Below are 19,601 nucleotides of genomic sequence, written 5' to 3'. Positions count from 1 at the left end.
GGACGTTGATTTTCGGCTGATCAGGCGCCGGGGTTGCAGTCGCCCAGCGCGCCACCGGCGAACATCGGGTGATCGGGCGCATAGGTGACCTGCGCCACCGGCGTGATCTCGACGATCTCCAGGTTGTCATACTGGCTGGTCGGCGCCTCGGCACCTTTCATCACCAGCACGTCCTTGAAGCACTGATGGTCGTCCTTGCGGTACAGCGTCGGGCCGTTGCCCAGACCGTCGAACTCGAAGCCCTCCAGCGCCTCGGCAACCGCACAGGGGTTGAACGAATTGGCGCGGGTCACCGCATCGGCATAAAGCATGATCTGCGCATAGCAGGTCTGTGCTGCGTTCGACGGCGGGAAGCCGTATTTCTCACCGAAGGACTTGACGAAAGCCTTGGTGCCAGCGTCCTGCAACTGCCAGTTCCAGTTCATCGAGCCATAGACGCCCTTGATGTTCTCGCCGGCACCGGCGGCCATCAGTTCGGAATACAGCGGCACCACGATCTCGAAGTTCTTGCCGTTCACCTGCTTGTCGCGCAGACCGAACTGCACCGCTTGCGTCAGCGAGTTCACCATGTCGGCGCCATAGTGGTTCAGGATCAGCACATCGGCGCCCGAGTTCAGCACCGGCGCCAGATAGGACGAGAAATCCCCGGCGCCAACCGGCGTCATCACCTTCTGCACGGTCTGCCAGCCGATCGCCTCGGTGGAAGCCGCGATCGAAGCCTCCTGCGTCCAGCCCCAGGTGTAGTCGGCGGTCAGGTGATAGGCGCGGCGATCCGAGCCATAGACCTTTTGCAGCACCGGCGTCAGCGCCACGCCCGACATGTAGGCGTTGAAGAAGTGGCGGAAGCCGTTGGCCTTGCGGTCCTTGCCGGTGGTGTCGTTGGAATGGGTCAGGCCGGCCATGAAGATGACGCCGGCTTCCTGGCACAGGCCCTGCACGGCGATGGCTTCGGCCGAGGACGACCCGCCGGTGATCATGATCACGCCGTCTTTCTGGATCATCGACTGGGCGGTGCCGCGGGCGATATCGGCCTTGGTCTGGGTGTCGCCGGACACGAACTTCACTTCCTTGCCCAGCAGGCCGGCACCGGTCAGCACTTTCGACGAGAAGGTGCTGAGCATGCCGCCGTCACCGATGCCATTGAGATGCTCGACGGCAAGTTGCTGGGCGCGCAGCTCGTCCATGCCCTCTTCGGCATAGGCGCCGGTCTGCGGCACGTTGAAACCGAAGGTGACCGAACTGCCGGTCGGCTCGTTGGTGAAGGCATTGGCTGCCCGCGAGGTGAAGATGGTGGGCAAGGCAAAGGTGGTGCCTGCAACCGCCCCGGTTTTCAAAAGCCCGCGCCGCGTAAAGTTCGATCTGGACATCGTTTCCTCCCTATGGTGTCCGCATTTCATGCGAGGCTGGTCTCCTCAGCCCGTCCTCGCGCCGACGTATTGTAGAATTATGATGTTGTTCTTTCTGGTCGTTTTTTTCAACAAACCATTGTGGAAGTTGGATTTTTTTGTAAAGTTAAGTACGGGTGGCTGGGGCAATATGTAAAACTATTCTCTCGCGTATGCAGAAAGCCATTGAAATTATTCCGGGAATTGCGCAATTGGCCCACGAACTTACCGGCAGCCGCATCCGCGACAAGCGCCTGCAGCGGGCGATGCGGCAATCCGAACTGGCCGAACTGGCCGGAATCTCGGCCACCTATCTCAGCCTGATCGAGCGTAACCGGCGCAGTATCGGCGGAAAACTGCTGAATCAGATCGCCAGGGCGCTGGCGGTCGAGCCGGTTTCACTGACCGAAGGCGCGGAAGGCGCGTTGATCGACCGGCTGCGCACCGCGGCGGCAGGCCACCCCGAACAGGCCTGCGAAGTGGCCCGGATCGAGGATTTTGCCGCCGGTTTTCCCGGCTGGGCGGCGCTGGTGGGCGAACAGGCGCGCAAGATCGCCCAGTTGGAGGTGCGGGTGGCCGAGCTGAACGACCGTATCGCCCATGACCCCGAACTGGCCAGCGCGCTGCATCAGGTGATTTCGGCGGTGACCTCGATCCAGTCGGCGGCCTCGATCCTGGTCAGCGGCGACGAGATCGACGACATCTGGCAGGCCCGCTTCAAGGCCAATATCCACGCCGACAGCCTGCGACTGGCCGAAAGCAGCAAGTCGCTGGTGGGGTTTCTGGAGGCCCCTGCCGAAAGTGGCGGCATCCTGCGCTCGCCGCAGGAAGAGGTGGATCAGGTGCTGGAAACGCTGGGCCATCACCTGCCGGCGCTGGAGGGCAAATCCGGCATGGCGGCGGTGGCCGAGGTGGTGGCGCAGGCCCCCGGCCCGATCAGCGCGGCGGCGCAAGTGCTGCTGGGCGGCTGGCTGAAACGCTATCGGCACGACGCGCTGGCAATGCCGCTGGCGACATTTTCCGCGGCGGCATTGCAGCATCGGCACAACCCGACGCTGCTGGCCCGCGCCTTCGACACCGACCTTGCGGCGGTGCTGCGCCGGTTGGCGGCGCTGCCGTCGGATGCAGGCCACCCGTCGATGGGGCTGGCCATTTGCGACGGGTCAGGGGCACTGACGCATCTGCAACGGGTGGCGGGCTTTGCGCTGCCCCACACCGGGGCTGCCTGTTCGCTTTGGCCGCTGTTTCAGGTGCTCACCCAGCCCGGTCTGCCAGTGCGGACAGTGGTCTCGCTGCCCGGCAACCGCGGCGGCCGTTTCCTGTGCTATGCCGTGGCACAACCCCGCACCCAGCCGGGTTTCGACGAGCCGCCGGTCTATGAGGCGACGATGCTGGTGGTGCCCGACCTGCCTGTTTCCGCCGCGGCCCCGGCGCCACGCCCGATCGGCACCTCGTGCCGCATATGCCCGCGCCCGGCCTGCCCGGCCCGCCGCGAGCCGACGATCCTGAGTTGAGCCACCAGCGGCCATTCGGCCGGTGCTTTCCTGCGAAGGCTTTTGGCCATTTCACAAGCGTTTTCGGCAACTTATCGAAACCGCGAGAGATTTCTCGCCGTCAGATCAGCCGCATTTCGACTGGCCGCAGGATCCGCAGGTCATGCAGCCTTCGATCATCCGCAGATCGAAGCTGCCGCAGAACTCGCAGGCCTTGCCCGGGCGCATGGTGGTGGATACCGCCTCGGCCTTGGGGTCGGATTTCAGGCCCATGCCCTCGCCGTCGATGAAGCCGATGGCGATCAGATGCCCCTCGATCACGCCGCCGATTGCCGCCAGGATCGACGGGATATAGCGCCCTTCCATCCAGGCACCGCCGCGCGGGTCGAAAACCGCCTTCAGTTCCTCGACCACAAAGGAAATGTCGCCGCCGCGCCGGAATACCGCCGAGATCATCCGGGTCAGCGCCACGGTCCAGGCGAAATGCTCCATGTTCTTCGAGTTGATGAACACCTCGAACGGGCGGCGGTGGCCGGCGATCAGGATATCGTTGATGGTGATGTAAAGCGCGTGCTCGGAGCCGGGCCACTTCACCTTGTAGGTAGCGCCGTCCAGCGCCTGCGGCCGGTCCAGCGGTTCGGACAGATAGACCACCTCGGCGCCATCGGCATTGGCATTGACCAGCGCCGGGGCTTCCGAAGGCGTCTTGTCCGAGGCTTCGGATACCGTCAGCACCGAGCCCGTCACCGCATTGGGCCGGTAGGTGGTGCAGCCTTTGCAGCCCTGATCCCAGGCCGCCATATAGACCTGCTGGAAATCGTCGAAGCTGATGTCTTCCGGGCAGTTGATGGTCTTCGAAATACTTGAATCCACCCATTTCTGCGCTGCTGCCTGCATCCACACATGGTCCAGCGGTGGCAGGGTTTGCGCGTTCACGAAATAGTCGGGCAAGGGGGCGTCGCCGTGCGTCTCGCGCCACAGCCGCACGGCGTAATCGACCACTTCCTCCTCGGTGCGGCTGCCGTCCTTTTGCAGCACCTTGCGGCTGTAGGCATAGGCGAACACCGGCTCGATCCCCGAGGACACGTTGCCCGCGTAAAGGCTGATGGTGCCGGTCGGGGCGATGCTGGTCAGCAGGGCGTTGCGGATGCCATGTTTGCGGATGGCGTCGCGCACGTCGCCGTCCATCTGCCGCATGGTGCCCGAAGCCAGATATTTCTCGGCATCAAACAGCGGGAAGGCGCCCTTTTCACGGGCAAGATCGACCGAGGCGAGGTAAGCCGCGCGGGCGATGGCCTGCATCCAGGCCTCGGTCTGCGCCGCCGCCGCATCCGAGCCATAGCGCAGGCGCAGCATCAGCAGCGCATCGGCCAGCCCGGTGACGCCCAGCCCGATGCGGCGCTTGGCCTGCGCCTCGACGGCCTGTTCGGGCAGCGGAAAGCGGCTGGCATCGACCACATTGTCCATCATCCGCACGGCGGTGCGCACCAACTCGTCCAGTGCGGCCAGGTCCAGTGCTGCATTGGCGGCAAAGGGGTTGGACACCAGCGTGGCGAGGTTGATGCTGCCCAAGAGGCAGGCGCCATAGGGCGGCAGGGGTTGCTCGCCGCAGGGGTTGGTGGCGGCGATGGTCTCGACATAGGCGAGGTTGTTCATCGCGTTGATGCGGTCGATGAAGATCACGCCGGGTTCTGCGAAATCGTAGGTATTGCGCATGATCCGGTTCCACAGATCGCGCGCTTGGCACGTCTTGTACACCTTGTCGCCAAAGCAAAGCTCCCACGGGCCATCGGCCTTGACCGCCGCCATGAAGGCATCGGTGATCAGCACCGAAAGGTTGAACATCCGCAGCCGCGCCGGGTCTTTCTTGGCCTCGATGAAGGCCTCCACATCCGGGTGGTCGCAGCGCATGGTGGCCATCATCGCCCCGCGACGGCTGCCCGCCGACATGATGGTGCGGCACATCGCGTCCCACACGTCCATGAAGCTGAGGGGGCCGGAGGCGTCGGCGGCCACGCCTTTCACCTCGGCGCCGCGCGGGCGGATGGTGCTGAAATCATAGCCGATGCCGCCGCCCTGCTGCATGGTCAGCGCGGCTTCCTTCAGGCTCTCGAAGATGCCGGCCATGTTGTCGGGGATGGTGCCCATCACAAAGCAGTTGAACAGCGTCACGGTGCGGCCGGTGCCGGCGCCGGCGGTAATGCGGCCTGCGGGCAGGAACTTGAACCCCTCCAGCGCCGCATAGAACCGGTCTTCCCACAGCGCGGGCTTGGCCTCGACTTCCGCCAGCGCCCGGGCGACACGGCGCCAGCTATCCTCGATGGTGCCGTCGATGGCGGTGCCCGAGGCGTCTTTCAGACGGTATTTCATGTCCCAGATCTGCTCGGCTATCGGGGCGGCGAATCGGGACATCTGGCAACCTTTGGCGTTTGTGCAGGGTGAAAGCGCAAGATATGCCCTGCAGGGCCTTGGGTCAATTGACCTTGCCGGGGCAAGGGCTATGTTCGGGGTTCGCCAATACCCGGGGGAATCGTGGCCGACAGCATCAACATCCTGAAGCTTTGCGTCGGCGCCGAGTCGGTCGAAGACCTGATCGACTGGCAGACCAGCCAGCAGCACCGTTGGGCTGCGGGCACCGCGGTGCACATCACCCGGATGTGGCCAAAGCGCGAGGCCGAGGTGGTGCAAGGCTCGCTGTATTGGGTGATCATGGGCGCGATCATGGCCCGTCAGCGCATCCTGCGGCTGGAGGAGGTCATCGGCAGTGACGGCATCCGCCGCTGTGCGCTGGTGCTGGATGTGGCGGTGATCCGCACCGACACCGCCCCGCGCCGGCCGTTTCAGGGCTGGCGCTATCTGGACCCGGCCGACGCGCCGCGCGATCTGCCGCAGGGCCGGGCGCGTGAGGAAAAGCTGCCCGACGATCTGGCGCGGGCTTTGGCGGATATCGGGTTGCGCTGACGGGCGGTTATCATGGCCCCGGCGTTGGAGCCTCCGGCGGGGATATTTTCGCAGAGAAGAAGCCGCAGGTCAGAGTTGCGGCACCGACAGCCCAAGCCGGGAGGAAAGCAGGGTCAGTGCGGCCCGTTCCGGCGCGTCCCAGACGGCGGCGCGCGACAGGAACAGCGTGGCCTGGCTTTGGTGGATCAGCCCGTCCGACAGCACTTTCAGGTGGTTGGCGCGCAGGGTTTCGCCCGACGATGTGATGTCGGCAATCGCCTCGGCGGTCAGGTTCTTCACCGTGCCTTCGGTGGCGCCCTGGCTATCGACCAGTTGGTAGTCGGCCACGCCATGGGTGGTCAGGAAATCGCGCACCAGCCGGTGGTATTTGGTGGCGATGCGCAGCCGGAAGCCATGCGCCGCCCGGAACGCCGCCGCCGCCGCATCCAGATCGTCCAGCGTGTCAACGTCGATCCACACCGCAGGCACCGCGATGATCAGGTCGGCATGGCCAAAGCCCAGCGGCGCCAGTTCGGCCACCTGCGCCTGCCAGTCGGCCAGCTTGTCGCGCACCAGGTCCGAGCCGGTGACGCCCAGATGGATGCGCCCCGCCGCCAGTTCGCGCGGAATTTCTCCCGCCGAAAGCAGCACCAGATCGACGCCGTCGATGCCCTCGACAGCACCCGAATATTCCCGCCCGTTACCGGTTTGCCGCATCGCCACGCCGCGTTCACCAAACCACTGGAAGGTGTTTTCCATCAGCCGCCCCTTGGACGGCACGCCGATCTTCAGGCTCATGGGTTGCCGCCTTTCAATGCGGCCACCAGACCGGGCCGGATGACGCCGCCCACCGCCGGGATGGATTTGCCCTGTCCCAGCACCGCGGTCAGCGCGTCGTAGCGCCCGCCCGAGGCGACGGGAGGCAGGCCGGGGTCGGCGGCGTGGAAGCTGAACACGAAGCCGTCGTAGTATTCCAGCGACGTGCGGCCGTGGCTGGCCTCGAACGGCAGGGTGGTGATGTCGATGCCGCGGGCGGCAAGGGCGTCAAGCCGGGTGGCAAAGCGGGCGACTGCCGGGCGGATGGCGGGCATCCGGGCGGCAATGGCTTGCAGGTGGGTCAGGGCAAGTGCTGCGGGGGCGGAAAGGGTCAGCAGGTCGTCCAGCGTCGCGGCTTCTTCGGCAGCAATCGGCGCGGTGGCGGCGTCGTCAATCAGGGCGTTGGCGCGGGCGGCGATCTCGGCGGGCGAGCGCAGGCCGATGAAGCTGGCGGACTGGTCGATCAGCACGCCGGGCACATCGGTGGCCAGAAGTTGCAGCAGCCGGGCGCGCGAGGCCGGTTGCGGCGTGCGCGCCGAAAAGCGGTCCAGCAGGGCGCGGAACCGGGCGGGGCGCCAGATGTGGCGCAGCAGGGCGGCCTTGCGCCGCGGCGTGGTGTTCAGCCCACGCACTGCCGCCATCAGGATACCGATATCGCCGGTGGCGGCGCGCAGGCTCAGGGGGGCCAGCATCCGGGCGAACAGGGCAAAGACCTCGGCATCGGCGGCCTCGGGGGCGGTGCGGTCGAACACCTCGTAGCCGACCTGCAGGTATTCGCTGGCGCGCGGGCCAAGGTGGTCCTGTTTGCGGAACACCTCGCCCAGATAGGTGTAGCGGGCGGGGTCGGCGCCGTGGGTCATGTGCGCCTGCACCACCGGCACGGTGAAATCGGGGCGCAGCATCATCTCGCCGCGCAACGGGTCTTGCGTCACATAAGCGCGGGCGCGGATATCCTCGCCGTAAAGGTCCAGCAGGGTTTCGGCGGGCAGCAGGATGTCGGCCTCGACCGGCGCGGCACCCGCAGCCTGAAAGGCGGCAAACAGCGCCTCTGCCTCGGCCCGGATGGCGGCCTTGGGGGTCATTGCGCCAGCATCCGCCGCACTGCCGCCACCAGATCGGCGCGCGGAACCTCCATTTGGGCGGGGCGGTCCTTCCATTCCTCCAGCGTGGCGCTTTGCGCGATCTTGGCGCCAAGGATCAGGTCTTTCAGGATCACCACGCCCTTTTCCGCCTCGTTGCCGCCCTGGATCACCGCGATGGGAGAGCCGCGTTTGTCGGCGTATTTCAACTGGTTGCCGAAGTTCTTCGGATTGCCCAGATAGACCTCGGCCCGGATGCCCGCATTGCGCAGGTCAGAGACCATGGCCATGTAGTCGGCCATGCGGTCGCGGTCCATCACCGTCACCACCACCGGACCGGCGCTGCCCGCCTCCAGCCGCCCCTTGGCCCGCAGCGCCGCCAGCAGCCGGTCCACCCCGATGGAGACGCCGGTCGCCGGCACCTTCTGCCCGGTGAATCGTTCCACCAGCCCGTCATAGCGCCCACCGCCCGCCACCGAGCCGAACTGCCGCTTGCGACCCTTTTCGTCGAGGATTTCGAAGGTGAGTTCGGCCTCGAACACCGGGCCGGTGTAGTAGCCGAGGCCGCGGACCACAGAGGGGTCGATCACGATGCGGTCGGGGCCGTAGCCTTGGGCAGCGAGGAGGGAGGCAATGGTTTCGAGTTCCTCGATTCCTTCTTGCCCTGCGGCAGAACTGCCAATCAATTGACTCAGCAGCTCCAGTGACTGATTGCCATCTTCACCCTTCGAAACAAGAAAAAGGTGGACAATCTCGGCTTGCTCATTGCTGAGGCCAACGCCCTTAATAAATGCACCCGATGCATCCAACCGCCCATTTGTGAGAAGTTGGAGAACGCCCTCGCGTCCAACTTTGTCAAACTTATCAATTGTCCTGAGCACAGCTTCGCGAGTTTCGGCATCGTCTTCCGTGAGGCCAATAGACTCCATCACCCCATTCAGCACCTTCCGGTTATTCACCCGCACCACATAGTCGCCGCGCGGGATGCCCACCACTTCCAGCGCGTCGGCCAGCATGGCACAGATCTCGGCATCGGCGGCAACGCTTGCCGACCCCACCGTATCGGCATCGCATTGATAGAACTGGCGGAACCGGCCCGGCCCGGGTTTCTCGTTGCGCCAGACCGGGCCCATGGCGTAGCGGCGGTAGGGGCTGGGCAACTCGTTGCGGTATTGCGCGGCCACACGGGCAAGCGGCGCCGTCAGGTCATAGCGCAGGGCCAGCCAGTCGGCATCCTCGTCCTGCCAGGCGAACACGCCTTCGTTGGGGCGATCGACATCGGGAAGGAACTTGCCCAGCGCCTCGACCGTCTCCACCGCCGAGGTTTCCAGCGGATCGAAACCGTAGCGGTGGTAAACCTCGGCGATGCGGTCCAGCATGGCCTTGCGTTCCGTCACCTCGGCGCCGAAATAGTCGCGGAAGCCCTTGGGGGTTTCGGCCCGCGGGCGGCGGGCGGGTTTGGCTTTCGGTGTATCGCTGGCCATCGGGCACCCTTTGCGTGACGTCGCGGGCGGTGTAGCGGATGGGGCGGGCTGCGACAAGGTTCTGATGGGTGGCAAAGGGCGGATGATGGAACAGCGGGTTCAGGCGGCGGAAGAGCAGATCGCGCATCTGGTGCGCGTGGTCGAGGAATTGTCGGACGTGCTGGCGCGGCAGGCGGGCGATATCGAGCGGCTGAGCCGCAGGGTGGGGTTGCTGCTGGAGCGCGAAGCCGAGCGCGAGGCGGATGGTGCAGGCGGCATCCCGCTGGCCGACCAGCGGCCGCCGCATTGGTAGGCGGCATGCGGGTCTGGGTCTGGCGCGGGGTGATGCTGGGGCTGGCCGTGGTGGCCGCGTTCTTTGCCGCGACGCTGGTGCTGCCGCTGACCACCATGGGCGATCCGACCTATGACACGGCCATGCTGCGCACCCGTTGGTGGGCAGGGCTTGGTGTGCCGCTGTTGCAGATTGCGGTCTTGGGCCTGCTTGGCGGGTTGGCGGTCAGACGTCCGGCGCGGGGTTGGGGGATACTGGCGCTGGTCTGCACGCTTGCCGGGTTCGGGCTGATGTGGGTCGAGCAAGCCCGGATCATCCAGTATGGCGATCTGCGCGGCACGGCGGCCGAGGCGGCATTGCGCTTGCTGGTCAGCCGCTGGGCGACCTTTGCACTGGCCCTTGCCGCGCTGCTGGCGGGGGGACAGGCATGGCGGCGCGAGCGATTGGCGGCAGGTTGACCGACCGGCCGGATGGGCATTTCAGCCAGGCAGAACCGCGACGTCCGGCCAGAAATGAAAACGTCGCAGGCCCGTCGCGCTCTTCGGGGCTGGACCTGCGGGGCCATGCGGCTTACCTCTGGTGCGCACAGCAAAACGGATATCCGCGATGACAAAGCCCGCCCTGACGCTTTACCTTGCCGCCCCGCGCGGCTTTTGTGCCGGTGTGGACCGCGCCACCAAGATCGTCGAGATGGCCTTGGCCAAATGGGGCGCGCCGGTCTATGTGCGCCACGAGATCGTGCACAACAAGTTCGTGGTGGACCGGCTGCGCGACAAGGGTGCTGTGTTCGTCGAGGAACTGGATCAGGTGCCCGCCGACCGACCCGTGATCTTTTCCGCCCATGGCGTGCCGAAATCCATTCCGGCCGAGGCGGAACGGCGGCAGATGCTCTGGGTCGATGCCACCTGCCCGCTGGTTTCCAAGGTGCATCTGGAAGCGGCGCGCCATGCCGAGAACGGCTTGCAGATGGTGATGATCGGCCACGCCGGTCACCCCGAAACCATCGGCACCATGGGGCAACTGCCCGAAGGCGAAGTGCTGCTGATCGAGACCGAGGCCGATGTGGCGGGTCTGCAGGTGCGCGACCCGGAAAAGCTGGCCTATATCACCCAGACCACGCTGTCGGTCGATGATACCGCGGGCATTGTCGCGGCACTGGTGGCACGGTTTCCGGCCATCGCGGTGCCGACCAAGGAAGACATCTGCTATGCCACCACCAACCGTCAGGCAGCGGTGAAGGCAATCGCGGGCAAGATCGAGGCTTTGCTGGTGATCGGCGCGCCGAATTCGTCGAACTCGCGGCGGCTGGTCGAGGTCGGGCGCAATGCCGGTTGTGGCCACGCCCAACTGGTGCAGCGCGCCACCGATATCGACTGGGCGGCGTTGGAGGGCTTGAAAACGGTGGGCCTGACCGCCGGTGCCTCGGCCCCGGATGTGCTGGTGGACGAGGTGCTGGACGCCTTCCGCGCAAGGTTCGACCTGACGCTGGAGATGGTGGAAACCGTCAAGGAAAACGTTGAATTCAAGCTGCCGAAGTCGGTGCGCGATCCGTTGTAAGGGGCTGGCATGTCACCCGAATTTCTGCTGACCGCGTTCATCGTCTGCGTCTCGCCGGGGATCGGCGTGGTTTACACCCTGTCGATGACGCTGGGCGGCGGGATACGCGCCGGGTTGCTGGCGGCGGTGGGCTGCACGCTGGTGACGGTACTGCACATGGTGGTGGCGATGGCCGGGCTGGCGGCGGTGCTGCACACCAGTGCCGTGCTGTTCCAGAGCGTGAAATTCGCCGGGGTGGCGTATTTGCTGTGGATGGCCTGGGCCACCTTGCAGGGCAGTGGCGGCTTGCGGATCGACGCTGCCGAGCCGGGAACCGCGCGGCGGATCGTCTGGCGCGGCATCGTGCTGAACCTTTTGAACCCCAAGCTGCCGCTGTTCTTCGTGGCCTTCCTGCCGCAATTCGTGCCCGCAGGCAGTGCGGACGCCACGGCGCGGCTGGTGGAACTGGGCTTCGGCTTTACCGCGATGACCTTCGGCACGTTCGTGCTGTATGTGCTGGCCGCCGGCCTGTCGCGCCGCGCCCTGCTGTCCAGCCCGCGGGTGATGACCTGGCTGCGCCGGGCCTTTGCCGCGTCCTTTGCCGCACTGGGGGCCAAGCTGGCGTTCGAGCGGGCCTGAGGCAGGACGGTGGCCGATGACAGACGGGGGGCTGTCTGCCCCCCCAGCCCGGCCACGGGCCGGGCGTTCTTCGCGGAAAACCTCCACTGGAGGTTTTCTAATCGCTCATCACCCCCGAGGATATTTGAACAAAGGTGAATGAAGGGGCCTCGGTTGACGGCTGCCTTGAGCATGCCTAAACCCGGTTGCGAGGGAGATGCCATGACCGATCTGTTCGCCTATACCGACGGTGCCTGTTCGGGCAATCCCGGCCCGGGGGGCTGGGGTGTGCTGATGCAGGCGCGGGACGGGGCTGTGGTGGTCAAGGAGCGCACGCTGAGCGGCGGCGAGGCCGACACCACCAACAACCGGATGGAGTTGATGGCGGCAATCTCGGCGCTGGAGGCGTTGAAGCGCGACGCCGGCATCGTGATCGTGACCGACAGCGCCTATGTCAAGAACGGCGTCACCACCTGGATGACCGGCTGGAAGCGCAACGGCTGGAAGACCGCTGACCGCAAGCCGGTGAAGAATGTCGATCTGTGGCTGCGGCTGGACGAAGCGCAGGCGCGGCACAAGGTCGAATGGCGCTGGATCAAGGGCCATGCCGGGCACGAAGAAAACGAGCGGGCGGACGAATTGGCCCGTGCCGGCATGGCGCCGTTCAAGAAGCCGAAGGGCTGAGGCGGCGATTTTCGGCTTTGCATGAACGAATATTCGGTTATCTTCGGGTCATGGCCCGCAACAAGATCATTCCCGACGCCGAGGTTTACGCCACCATCCGCGCCCTGCTGGCGGCGGGGGGCGACAAGGCGGTGGCTTTCGCCTCGGTGGCGCGGTCCACGGGGTTGGCAGCACCGACGCTGGTGCAGCGGTTCGGGTCGCGCGACAGGATGTTGGCGCTGGCGCTGGCGGCAAGCTGGGACGCGATGGATGCCGCAACTATCGCCGCCGAAACCGAGGCCGAGGCCGGGCCAAAGGGCGCGCAGGCGTTGCTCAAGGTGCTTGGGGCGGAAGCCGAGGTTGATCTGGCCTTGTTGGCGGTCGATTTCCGCGATGCCACCCTGCGGGCACGGGCGGAAGCCTGGCGCGCGAGGGTCGAGGCGGCGCTGGCAGCAAGGCTGGGTGATGCCGAGGCCGCGGCACTGTTGTTTGCCGCCTGGCAGGGCCAGATGCTGTGGCGCAATGTCGGCGGCAAGGGGTTCCGGCTGAAAGACGCAGTAAAGCGGATCAGCGGCTGACGTATTTGCGCCAGAGCCAGATCAGCGCCATTCCCCCCAGCACCGCACCGACGAACATCGCCAGCCAGCCGGTGACCGCCGCCAATATCCGCAGGATCAGCCAGCCCAGCAGCGCGCCGCCGATGCCGATGGCCACCGTGGTTGGCACGTCGGTTTCGACCCGCATGAACCGGGTTGCCAGAAACCCGGCGGCGGCACCGATGATGGCGATGAACAGCAGCATGGGCATGGGTGGCCTCCTTGGTTGGGGTGAATATGGGGGGCCGGGGGCGGTTTGTGAATGGGTCAGGAAAGATGGTCGGGCAGCGCGAGACCGCGCAGGATCTCGGCCGCGGCGCTGGCGCGTTTGCCGGGGCGTTGCGCCTGGGTGATCTCCACCGCACCAGAACCGCAGGCCACGGTAAAGCCGCCCAGCACCTGCCCCGGCGTGCCCTGCCCGGCGGCAGGACGGGGGGCCAGACGCGAGCCCAGAAGCTTGATCCGCTCGCCCGCCACCTCGCACCAGGCACCGGGAAAGGGCGAAAGGCCGCGGATGTGCCGATCCACTTCGGCAGCGGGCAGGGTCCAGTCGATGCGGGCCTCGGCCTTGTCGATCTTGGCGGCGTAGGTCACGCCGTCGTCGGGTTGCGGCTGCGGCGGCAGGTTTGAAAGGTCCGCCAGGGCTTGCAGGATCAGCTTTGCCCCCAGCGCGGCAAGCCGGTCATGCAGGGCACCGGTGGTATCCTCCGGGCCGATCGGCGTGGCTTGCCGCAGCAGCACCGGGCCGGTATCCAGCCCCGCTTCCATCTGCATGATGCAGACCCCGGTTTCGCCGTCGCCTGCCAGCACGGCGCGGTGGATCGGTGCCGCCCCGCGCCAGCGCGGCAACAGGCTGGCGTGGATGTTCAGACAGCCAAGCCGCGGCGCATCCAGCACCGCTTGCGGCAATATCAGCCCGTAGGCCACCACCACCGCGATGTCGGCATCAAGGGCGGCAAACTCGGCCTGGGCTTCGGCGTTGCGCAGGCTGACCGGGTGGCGCACCGGCAGGCCAAGGCTTTCGGCCCGCGCCTGCACCGGGCTGGGGCGGGGTTGCTGGCCACGACCGGCGGGGCGCGGCGGCTGGGTATAGACGCAGACCACCTGATGCGCCGATGCGAGGGCCTCCAGCACCGGCACCGAAAACTCCGGCGTGCCCATGAAGACGATTTTCATATCCGCCCCAGATACTTCTGCGATTTGGCGATCAGCATCTTGCGCTTCAATGGCGACAGGTGGTCGATGTAAAGCTTGCCGTTAAGATGGTCGATCTGATGCTGCACCGAGGTGGCCCAGAGGTTGACGAAATCTCGCTCCTCCACCTGCCCTTGGGCATTCAGGAACCGCACCGTCACCGCGCGCGGGCGGCTGATCACCGCCGACACCCCGGGCAGGTTGGGGCTGCCCTCGTCATGCTCGCGCATCTGGCCGCTGGCGTGCAGCACCTCGGGGTTGGCCATCAGCACGGCCTGACCGCGGGTTTCCGAACAATCCACCACCGCCAGCCGCAGCATCACGCCGATCTGCGGCGCGGCAAGGCCGACGCCGGGCATGTCGTCCATGGTTTCCACCATGTCGGCCCAGATCGCCCGGACCTCGTCGGTGATTTCGGCAACGGGCTCCGCGACGGTCTTCAGGCGGCGGTCTGGATAAGGCAGGCAGCGGCGCACGGTCATGCGGCCACCAGGGCTTCGGCGCGGGCGCGGGCTTCGGGGGCAAGGTGATCGAGGGTCAGGATACCGTCGAGATGGTCGATCTCGTGCTGGGCGCAGGTGGCGGCGAAACCGGTCAGATGCGCTTCGTGGGGGGTGCCGTCCAGATCACGCCAGCGCAGACGGATTTCGGCCGGGCGGCTGATGTCGGGGGAAATGCCGGGCAGCGACAGGCAGCCTTCGGCAACGGTCTTGCAAGCCTCGGACCGCCACAGGATTTCCGGGTTGACCAGCACCTGCGGCGCAGGCCGACCCTCTTTCCAGCCGGTATCCATCACGAAAACCCGCTGCAAGATGCCGATCTGCGGAGCCGCCAGGCCCCGCCCGGTGGCTGCATACATGGTGGCCAGCATGTCGGCGGCCAGCGCGCGCAGATCAGCGCCGGGCGCCACCGGATCGCAGGGCGTGGCAAGCCGCGCGTCGGGCCAGCACAGGATCGGCAGCACCGGCACCGCTACTCCCTCACGCCCAGGGACCGGGCACGCCGCCACTGTCGCGGGCAATGTCGCGCTTCAGCTTTTCCATCTTGCGGGTGATCATCTGCCGCCGCAGGGGGCGCAGATAGTCGATGAACAGCTTGCCCGACAGATGGTCGATTTCGTGCTGCACGCAAGTGGCCCAGAGGCCGGTGAAATGCTCTTCCTGCTCGACCCCGTCCAGCCCGGTCCAGCGCACCCGCACTTCGGAGGGGCGCTCGATCTCGGCATATTGGTTGGGCAGCGACAGGCAGCCCTCCTCGTAGGTCGAAAGGTCTTCCGAGGCCCAGGTGACCACCGGGTTGAACATCGCCATCGGCCGCGCGGTCAGCGCCGGATCCTTGACGCAATCCATCACGATCAACTGCTTGGTCACGCCAAGCTGCGGCGCGGCCAAACCAATGCCCGGCGCGTCATACATGGTTTCAAGCATATCCTCGGCCAGACGGCCAATCTCGACCGTGATTTTCGGCACGGGTTCGCAGATTTTCTTCAGGCGCGGGTCGGGGTGGATCAGGATGGTGCGTTTCATGGGCTGTGATTTAGTGGAAACAATGGCTTCGCGCAAGGATTTGGGTGGCAGGACAAACGTCGCGGGCGGGGCAAGGAAAGGCGGATTTCTCCGGACGTTAATTCTGGTTATTTGGCATTTAACAGCATAATGTTCCGGCTTGAACAACCTATGCAGAATTTTCATCCAACATGCAGACAGATATTGGATTTTTCGTCCGGTGGGCGTAGAATCAGGCCAATCGGCACGCAGGCGGCTTTGGCTTGCAGGTCCGAGCGGGCTGCGTCAGCTTGGCGCGACAAGAGGGACCACGATGAATTTCGACGAGACGATCTGCCGCTTCGGCACACATTCGGTGAAATGGGACATGATGCCCGCGATTTTCGGCGTGCCGGCCGATCAGGGCATCGCCATGTGGGTGGCCGACATGGAGTTTCGCCCGCCAACCTGCGTGCAGGCGGCCGTCGAGAAAATGGCGGCGCACGGGCTTTACGGCTATTACGGTGATGACGCCGAGTATCTTGCGGCGATCCGCTGGTGGATGGCCAACCGGCATGGCTGGGACGTGCCGGCCGAGGCGATCTTTACCACGCACGGCCTGGTGAACGGCACCGCGATGTGCATCGACGCCTTCACCAAACCGGGCGATGGCGTGGTGCTGATGACGCCGGTTTATCACGCCTTCGCACGGGTGATCAAAGCCGCCGGGCGGCAGGTGGTGGAATGTCCGCTGGTGCAGCAGGACGGCATCTACCAGATGGATTTCGCCGCCTGGGACGCGCAGATGACCGGCGCCGAGACCATGCTGATCCTGTGCTCGCCGCACAACCCGGGTGGGCGGGTCTGGACGACGGCGGAATTGCGCGGTGTGGCCGATTTCTGCATCCGCCACAATCTGTTGCTGGTGTCGGACGAAATTCACCACGATCTGGTGTTCCCCGGTGCGAAACATCAGGTGATGGCGGTGGCCGCGCCGGATATCACCGACCGGCTGGTGGTGCTGTCGGCGGCCACCAAGACCTTCAACATCGCGGGCTGCCATTCCGGAAATGTCATCGTGCTGGACCCAGGCTTGCGGGAAAAGTTTGCCGCGCGGATGAACGCGCTGGGCATCTCGGCCAACTCGTTCGGCATGTTCATGACGACCGCGGCCTACAGCCCGGAAGGGGCGGAATGGCTGGATGCCTTGCTGGAGTATCTGGACGGCAACCGCAAGCTGTTCGACGCGGGCGTGAACGCCATTCCCGGCCTGCGCTCGATGCCGTTGCAGGCGACCTATCTGGCCTGGGTGGATTTTTCCGGCACCGGCATGACACCCGCCGAGTTTACCGCGCGGGTGGAAAAGGGCGCCAAGATCGCCCCCAACCATGGCGATCCCTTCGGGAAGGGGGGCGAGTCGTTCCTGCGCTTCAACCTTGCCGCCCCCCGGGCGCAGGTGGCCGAGGCGGTGACGCGGTTGCAGGCCGCCTTTGCCGATCTGCAATAGGCGCTGAAATGCGAAACGGCGGCCTGTTGCGGGGCCGCCGTCTGTATTTGAGCCAAGAAGCAGTGCTTACATCTTGGTCAGCAGCGCCACCGGCGCGTCATCCTCGCGGGCGAAATCAAGGGCGGCCTTGTCGCTGATCGGGGACAGGCGCTTGAAATCACAGACCAATTCGCCGTCTTCCACGGTCGAGGCGACGATCAGACACTGAAACACATGGTTGGCCCCGTCATAGACATCGACCAGCCCGCGCAGATGCGGCAACTGGTCGGCCGACAGCGTAAAGTGGTCCTTGCGGAAGGCCAGCACCGGATAGTCGGCCCCGTCATATTCGACGCGCAGGCGTTCCTTGCGGCGGCGGTCCTGCTCGCGCGCCGCAGCCAGACCTTCGCGCACTTCCTTGGGCAGAAATTCAAGCATCGCGGCCTCCTGTATGCTTCCCCAATATGGCGGGGAATCGTTTCATATATAAGACACGCCGCGGCAGAAGTTGGCAAGTTTTCGACAAATGCCGCAAATGTCACGCCCCCTGCTGTGCCGACACTGGCGACAAACACCACCGTTGCCTTGGCGACCGGAATACGCTTTGTGGGCGCCATGTCGCATGCCCTCGCCCCGATGCCCCTGCCCGATGCCTCGTTGCCCGATCACGGCGGCGGCGTCGATGGCGCGGCGCTGCAGTTCGGCGGGGGGCGCGGCGACTGGCTGGATCTTTCCACGGGGATCAATCCGCTGCCCTATCCGGTTGGCGATATTGCCCCCGTGGCCTGGGCAACGCTGCCCGACAAGGCGGCGCAGGAGGCTTTGCTGGCAGCCGCACGGGCGCTGTGGCGGGTGCCCGAGGGGGCTGCGGTGCTGGCGGCGCCCGGCGCTTCGGCGCTGATTGCGCTGCTGCCGCTGCTGGCGGTGCCGGGCATAGTGGATATTCCGTCCCCGACCTACAACGAACACGGCCGGGCCTTTCAGGCGGCGGGCTGGGCTTTCGGCACGGGCGGCGCGCGGGTGCTGGTGCATCCCAACAACCCGGACGGGCGGCTGTGGCAGGCCAGCGATCTGGGGGCCGATCAGAGTGGCGGCCTGACGGTGATCGACGAAAGCTTTTGCGACGTGATGCCCGAGGCCAGCCTGATCGGGCAGGCCGTGCGCCCCGGCGTGGTGGTGCTGAAAAGCTTTGGCAAGTTCTGGGGGCTGGCCGGGCTGCGGCTGGGCTTCGCCATTGGCGATCCGGTGCTGATTGCGCGGCTGGCGCAGTTGCTGGGGCCATGGCCGGTGTCTGGCCCGGCCTTGCAGATCGGCGCGCGGGCCTTGGCCGACCGGGCTTGGGCCGATACCACAAGGGCGCGGCTGGCGGCAGATGCGCTGCGGCTGGATGCACTGGTCGGCGCCCCTCTGGTGGGCGGCACCAGCCTGTTCCGGCTGTATGACGTGGGCGATGCGGCTTTGGCGCAGGAAGCACTGGCGCGGCACCACATCTGGACCCGCATCTTCCCCTATTCCAGCCGCTGGCTGCGGCTTGGCCTGCCCGGCACCGCCGCCGATTGGGCACGGCTGGAAACCGCCCTGCCGGACATGCCGCGATGAGTGCCGCACTGCTGATCCCCGCCCTGCTGCTGGACGCCGTGCTGGGTGAACCGAAAGCGATCTGGGACCGCTATCCGCATCCCGCCGTGCTGATGGGCCGGGCGGTGGACTATGCCGACAAGCGGCTGAACAACGGCCTGCTGCGCCGCGCCAAAGGTAACCTGGCGATGACCCTGATGGGCCTTGCAGCACTGGCTTTGGGCGAGGCGATCAGCATGATCCCCGACAATGGCGTGCTGGAAATCATCGCGGCAGCCATCCTGCTGGCGCAGAAATCGCTGGTCGATCATGTGCAGGCGGTGGCCACGGCGCTGCGCTCCTCGCTGGGTGACGGGCGGCGCGCGGTGGCGATGATCGTCGGGCGCGACACCTCGGATATGGACGAGGCGGCGGTTTCCCGTGCCGCCATCGAAAGTGCCGCCGAGAATTTCAGCGACGGGGTGATTGCCCCGGCCTTCTGGTTCCTGTTCGGCGGGCTGCCGGGGTTGCTGCTGTACAAGATCACCAACACCGCCGACAGCATGATCGGCCACCGCACCCCGGAGTATGAGGAATTCGGCTGGGCCGCCGCAAGGTTTGACGACCTGCTGAACCTGGTGCCGGCCCGGCTGACCGCGGTGCTGATCGCGTTAAGCCATGGCAGGTTCGACGCAAGCGACGCCATCCTGCGCGACGCGCCGCTGCACCGCTCGCCCAACGCCGGTTGGCCCGAGGCGGCCATGGCGGTGGTGCTGAACCTCACGCTGTCCGGCCCGCGCAGCTATAACGGCGAGATGCGCGAGTTTCCCTACGTCTTTCCCGAAGGCCGCCGCGATGCCGGGCCCGAGGATATTCTGGCCGCCACCCGCGTGCTGTGGCGGGCCTGGGCCGGGTTTCTGGCGATTACCGTGCTGCTGAGCCTGATTTGACGCGGGATTTGCCCGCACCCTTCGGGTCCCTTCGGCCCTTGATATTGGA

22 protein-coding genes are annotated in these 19,601 nt (G+C 65.9%); 11 read left to right on the top strand and 11 right to left on the bottom strand.

Going from position 1 to position 19,601, the window contains the following annotated elements:
- Window positions 1-20: 20 nt before the first annotated feature.
- Entirely contained in the window at window positions 21-1,367 is a 1,347-nt protein-coding gene (locus tag RSW2DRAFT_RS04855; protein WP_008028623.1) for a substrate-binding protein, read from the bottom strand.
- Window positions 1,368-1,597: 230 nt separating this feature from the next.
- Between RSW2DRAFT_RS04855 and RSW2DRAFT_RS04850 the strand changes: the two genes are divergently transcribed.
- On the top strand, window positions 1,598-2,899 hold the full coding sequence (locus RSW2DRAFT_RS04850) for a helix-turn-helix transcriptional regulator (RefSeq protein ID WP_040671638.1): 1,302 nt from the start codon (window positions 1,598-1,600) through the stop codon (window positions 2,897-2,899).
- Window positions 2,900-3,004: 105 nt separating this feature from the next.
- Here RSW2DRAFT_RS04850 and RSW2DRAFT_RS04845 read toward each other — a convergent pair whose 3' ends face one another.
- Window positions 3,005-5,290, bottom strand: a complete 2,286-nt coding sequence (locus tag RSW2DRAFT_RS04845) for an adenosylcobalamin-dependent ribonucleoside-diphosphate reductase (protein ID WP_008028621.1) — start codon at window positions 5,288-5,290, stop codon at window positions 3,005-3,007.
- Between the two features lie 120 nt (window positions 5,291-5,410).
- Here RSW2DRAFT_RS04845 and RSW2DRAFT_RS04840 point away from each other — a divergent pair, with 120 nt between their 5' ends.
- Complete coding sequence (locus tag RSW2DRAFT_RS04840; protein WP_008028620.1) at window positions 5,411-5,839, top strand: DUF1489 family protein; 429 nt, start codon at window positions 5,411-5,413, stop codon at window positions 5,837-5,839.
- 69 nt (window positions 5,840-5,908) lie between these two features.
- Here the strand turns inward: RSW2DRAFT_RS04840 and hisG are convergent, their stop codons facing one another.
- Genes hisG through hisS form a run of 3 tightly spaced genes read right to left on the bottom strand, consistent with a single transcriptional unit; the run spans window position 5,909 to window position 9,197 of the window.
- A complete protein-coding gene (gene hisG / locus RSW2DRAFT_RS04835; protein ID WP_008028617.1) occupies window positions 5,909-6,616 on the bottom strand; it encodes an ATP phosphoribosyltransferase in 708 nt (235 codons plus the stop codon).
- Complete coding sequence (locus RSW2DRAFT_RS04830) at window positions 6,613-7,716, bottom strand: ATP phosphoribosyltransferase regulatory subunit (RefSeq protein ID WP_008028615.1); 1,104 nt, start codon at window positions 7,714-7,716, stop codon at window positions 6,613-6,615. The genes hisG and RSW2DRAFT_RS04830 overlap by 4 nt, the downstream gene beginning before the upstream one ends.
- Window positions 7,713-9,197 carry a histidine--tRNA ligase gene (gene hisS, locus RSW2DRAFT_RS04825; RefSeq protein WP_008028613.1) on the bottom strand — a complete coding sequence of 495 codons (1,485 nt, stop codon included), beginning with the start codon at window positions 9,195-9,197 and terminating at the stop codon, window positions 7,713-7,715. Before hisS ends, RSW2DRAFT_RS04830 begins: the two co-directional genes overlap by 4 nt.
- 85 nt (window positions 9,198-9,282) lie before the next feature.
- Here hisS and RSW2DRAFT_RS04820 point away from each other — a divergent pair, with 85 nt between their 5' ends.
- The 6 genes from RSW2DRAFT_RS04820 to RSW2DRAFT_RS04795 all read left to right on the top strand — a co-directional run bounded on the left by RSW2DRAFT_RS04820 (window position 9,283) and on the right by RSW2DRAFT_RS04795 (window position 12,863).
- The gene (locus RSW2DRAFT_RS04820) at window positions 9,283-9,489 is read left to right on the top strand and encodes a SlyX family protein (RefSeq protein ID WP_040671636.1); all 207 of its coding nucleotides are present in this window, start codon (window positions 9,283-9,285) and stop codon (window positions 9,487-9,489) included.
- A gap of 5 nt (window positions 9,490-9,494) precedes the next feature.
- Window positions 9,495-9,926 (top strand): hypothetical protein, encoded by a 432-nt coding sequence (locus RSW2DRAFT_RS04815; protein WP_008028609.1) that lies wholly within the window; start codon window positions 9,495-9,497, stop codon window positions 9,924-9,926.
- A 148-nt stretch (window positions 9,927-10,074) separates the two neighbouring features.
- Window positions 10,075-11,025 (top strand): 4-hydroxy-3-methylbut-2-enyl diphosphate reductase, encoded by a 951-nt coding sequence (gene ispH / locus RSW2DRAFT_RS04810; protein ID WP_008028607.1) that lies wholly within the window; start codon window positions 10,075-10,077, stop codon window positions 11,023-11,025.
- Window positions 11,026-11,034: 9 nt separating this feature from the next.
- Complete coding sequence (locus tag RSW2DRAFT_RS04805; RefSeq protein ID WP_008028604.1) at window positions 11,035-11,643, top strand: LysE family translocator; 609 nt, start codon at window positions 11,035-11,037, stop codon at window positions 11,641-11,643.
- A gap of 201 nt (window positions 11,644-11,844) precedes the next feature.
- Window positions 11,845-12,306: a ribonuclease HI gene (rnhA, locus tag RSW2DRAFT_RS04800; protein WP_008028601.1), complete on the top strand. Its 462-nt coding sequence runs from the start codon at window positions 11,845-11,847 to the stop codon at window positions 12,304-12,306.
- 50 nt (window positions 12,307-12,356) lie between these two features.
- Window positions 12,357-12,863: a DUF3156 family protein gene (locus tag RSW2DRAFT_RS04795; RefSeq protein ID WP_008028598.1), complete on the top strand. Its 507-nt coding sequence runs from the start codon at window positions 12,357-12,359 to the stop codon at window positions 12,861-12,863.
- On the opposite strand, the gene RSW2DRAFT_RS04790 is transcribed toward RSW2DRAFT_RS04795, so the two are convergent.
- The 5 genes from RSW2DRAFT_RS04790 to def (RSW2DRAFT_RS04770) are packed head-to-tail and all read right to left on the bottom strand — an operon-like array spanning window position 12,853 to window position 15,601.
- Window positions 12,853-13,092: a hypothetical protein gene (locus RSW2DRAFT_RS04790; protein ID WP_008028597.1), complete on the bottom strand. Its 240-nt coding sequence runs from the start codon at window positions 13,090-13,092 to the stop codon at window positions 12,853-12,855. The two genes, RSW2DRAFT_RS04795 and RSW2DRAFT_RS04790, sit on opposite strands and share 11 nt — an antisense overlap.
- Window positions 13,093-13,148: 56 nt before the next feature.
- Window positions 13,149-14,057: a methionyl-tRNA formyltransferase gene (fmt, locus tag RSW2DRAFT_RS04785; protein WP_008028594.1), complete on the bottom strand. Its 909-nt coding sequence runs from the start codon at window positions 14,055-14,057 to the stop codon at window positions 13,149-13,151.
- Entirely contained in the window at window positions 14,054-14,557 is a 504-nt protein-coding gene (gene def / locus RSW2DRAFT_RS04780) for a peptide deformylase (protein ID WP_008028593.1), read from the bottom strand. Before def (RSW2DRAFT_RS04780) ends, fmt begins: the two co-directional genes overlap by 4 nt.
- Window positions 14,554-15,045, bottom strand: coding sequence for a peptide deformylase (def, locus tag RSW2DRAFT_RS04775; RefSeq protein WP_008028591.1), 492 nt, complete (start codon window positions 15,043-15,045; stop codon window positions 14,554-14,556). Before def (RSW2DRAFT_RS04775) ends, def (RSW2DRAFT_RS04780) begins: the two co-directional genes overlap by 4 nt.
- A 10-nt stretch (window positions 15,046-15,055) precedes the next feature.
- On the bottom strand, window positions 15,056-15,601 hold the full coding sequence (gene def / locus RSW2DRAFT_RS04770) for a peptide deformylase (RefSeq protein WP_008028588.1): 546 nt from the start codon (window positions 15,599-15,601) through the stop codon (window positions 15,056-15,058).
- Between the two features lie 292 nt (window positions 15,602-15,893).
- On the opposite strand from def (RSW2DRAFT_RS04770), the gene RSW2DRAFT_RS04765 reads away from it, so the two are divergent.
- On the top strand, window positions 15,894-17,066 hold the full coding sequence (locus tag RSW2DRAFT_RS04765; protein ID WP_008028587.1) for a MalY/PatB family protein: 1,173 nt from the start codon (window positions 15,894-15,896) through the stop codon (window positions 17,064-17,066).
- A gap of 66 nt (window positions 17,067-17,132) precedes the next feature.
- On the opposite strand, the gene RSW2DRAFT_RS04760 is transcribed toward RSW2DRAFT_RS04765, so the two are convergent.
- Window positions 17,133-17,483 carry a hypothetical protein gene (locus RSW2DRAFT_RS04760; protein ID WP_008028586.1) on the bottom strand — a complete coding sequence of 117 codons (351 nt, stop codon included), beginning with the start codon at window positions 17,481-17,483 and terminating at the stop codon, window positions 17,133-17,135.
- Window positions 17,484-17,660: 177 nt separating this feature from the next.
- On the opposite strand from RSW2DRAFT_RS04760, the gene RSW2DRAFT_RS04755 reads away from it, so the two are divergent.
- The gene (locus tag RSW2DRAFT_RS04755; RefSeq protein ID WP_008028585.1) at window positions 17,661-18,644 is read left to right on the top strand and encodes a threonine-phosphate decarboxylase; all 984 of its coding nucleotides are present in this window, start codon (window positions 17,661-17,663) and stop codon (window positions 18,642-18,644) included.
- Window positions 18,641-19,552, top strand: coding sequence for an adenosylcobinamide-phosphate synthase CbiB (cbiB, locus tag RSW2DRAFT_RS04750; protein ID WP_008028584.1), 912 nt, complete (start codon window positions 18,641-18,643; stop codon window positions 19,550-19,552). Before RSW2DRAFT_RS04755 ends, cbiB begins: the two co-directional genes overlap by 4 nt.
- Window positions 19,553-19,601: the final 49 nt, after the last annotated feature.

Origin of the sequence: Rhodobacter ferrooxidans (assembly GCF_000176015.1) — a bacterium.
In the GTDB taxonomy this organism is placed as follows: domain Bacteria; phylum Pseudomonadota; class Alphaproteobacteria; order Rhodobacterales; family Rhodobacteraceae; genus Pseudorhodobacter_B; species Pseudorhodobacter_B ferrooxidans.
This window is presented reverse-complemented; position numbering and strand designations above follow the sequence as displayed.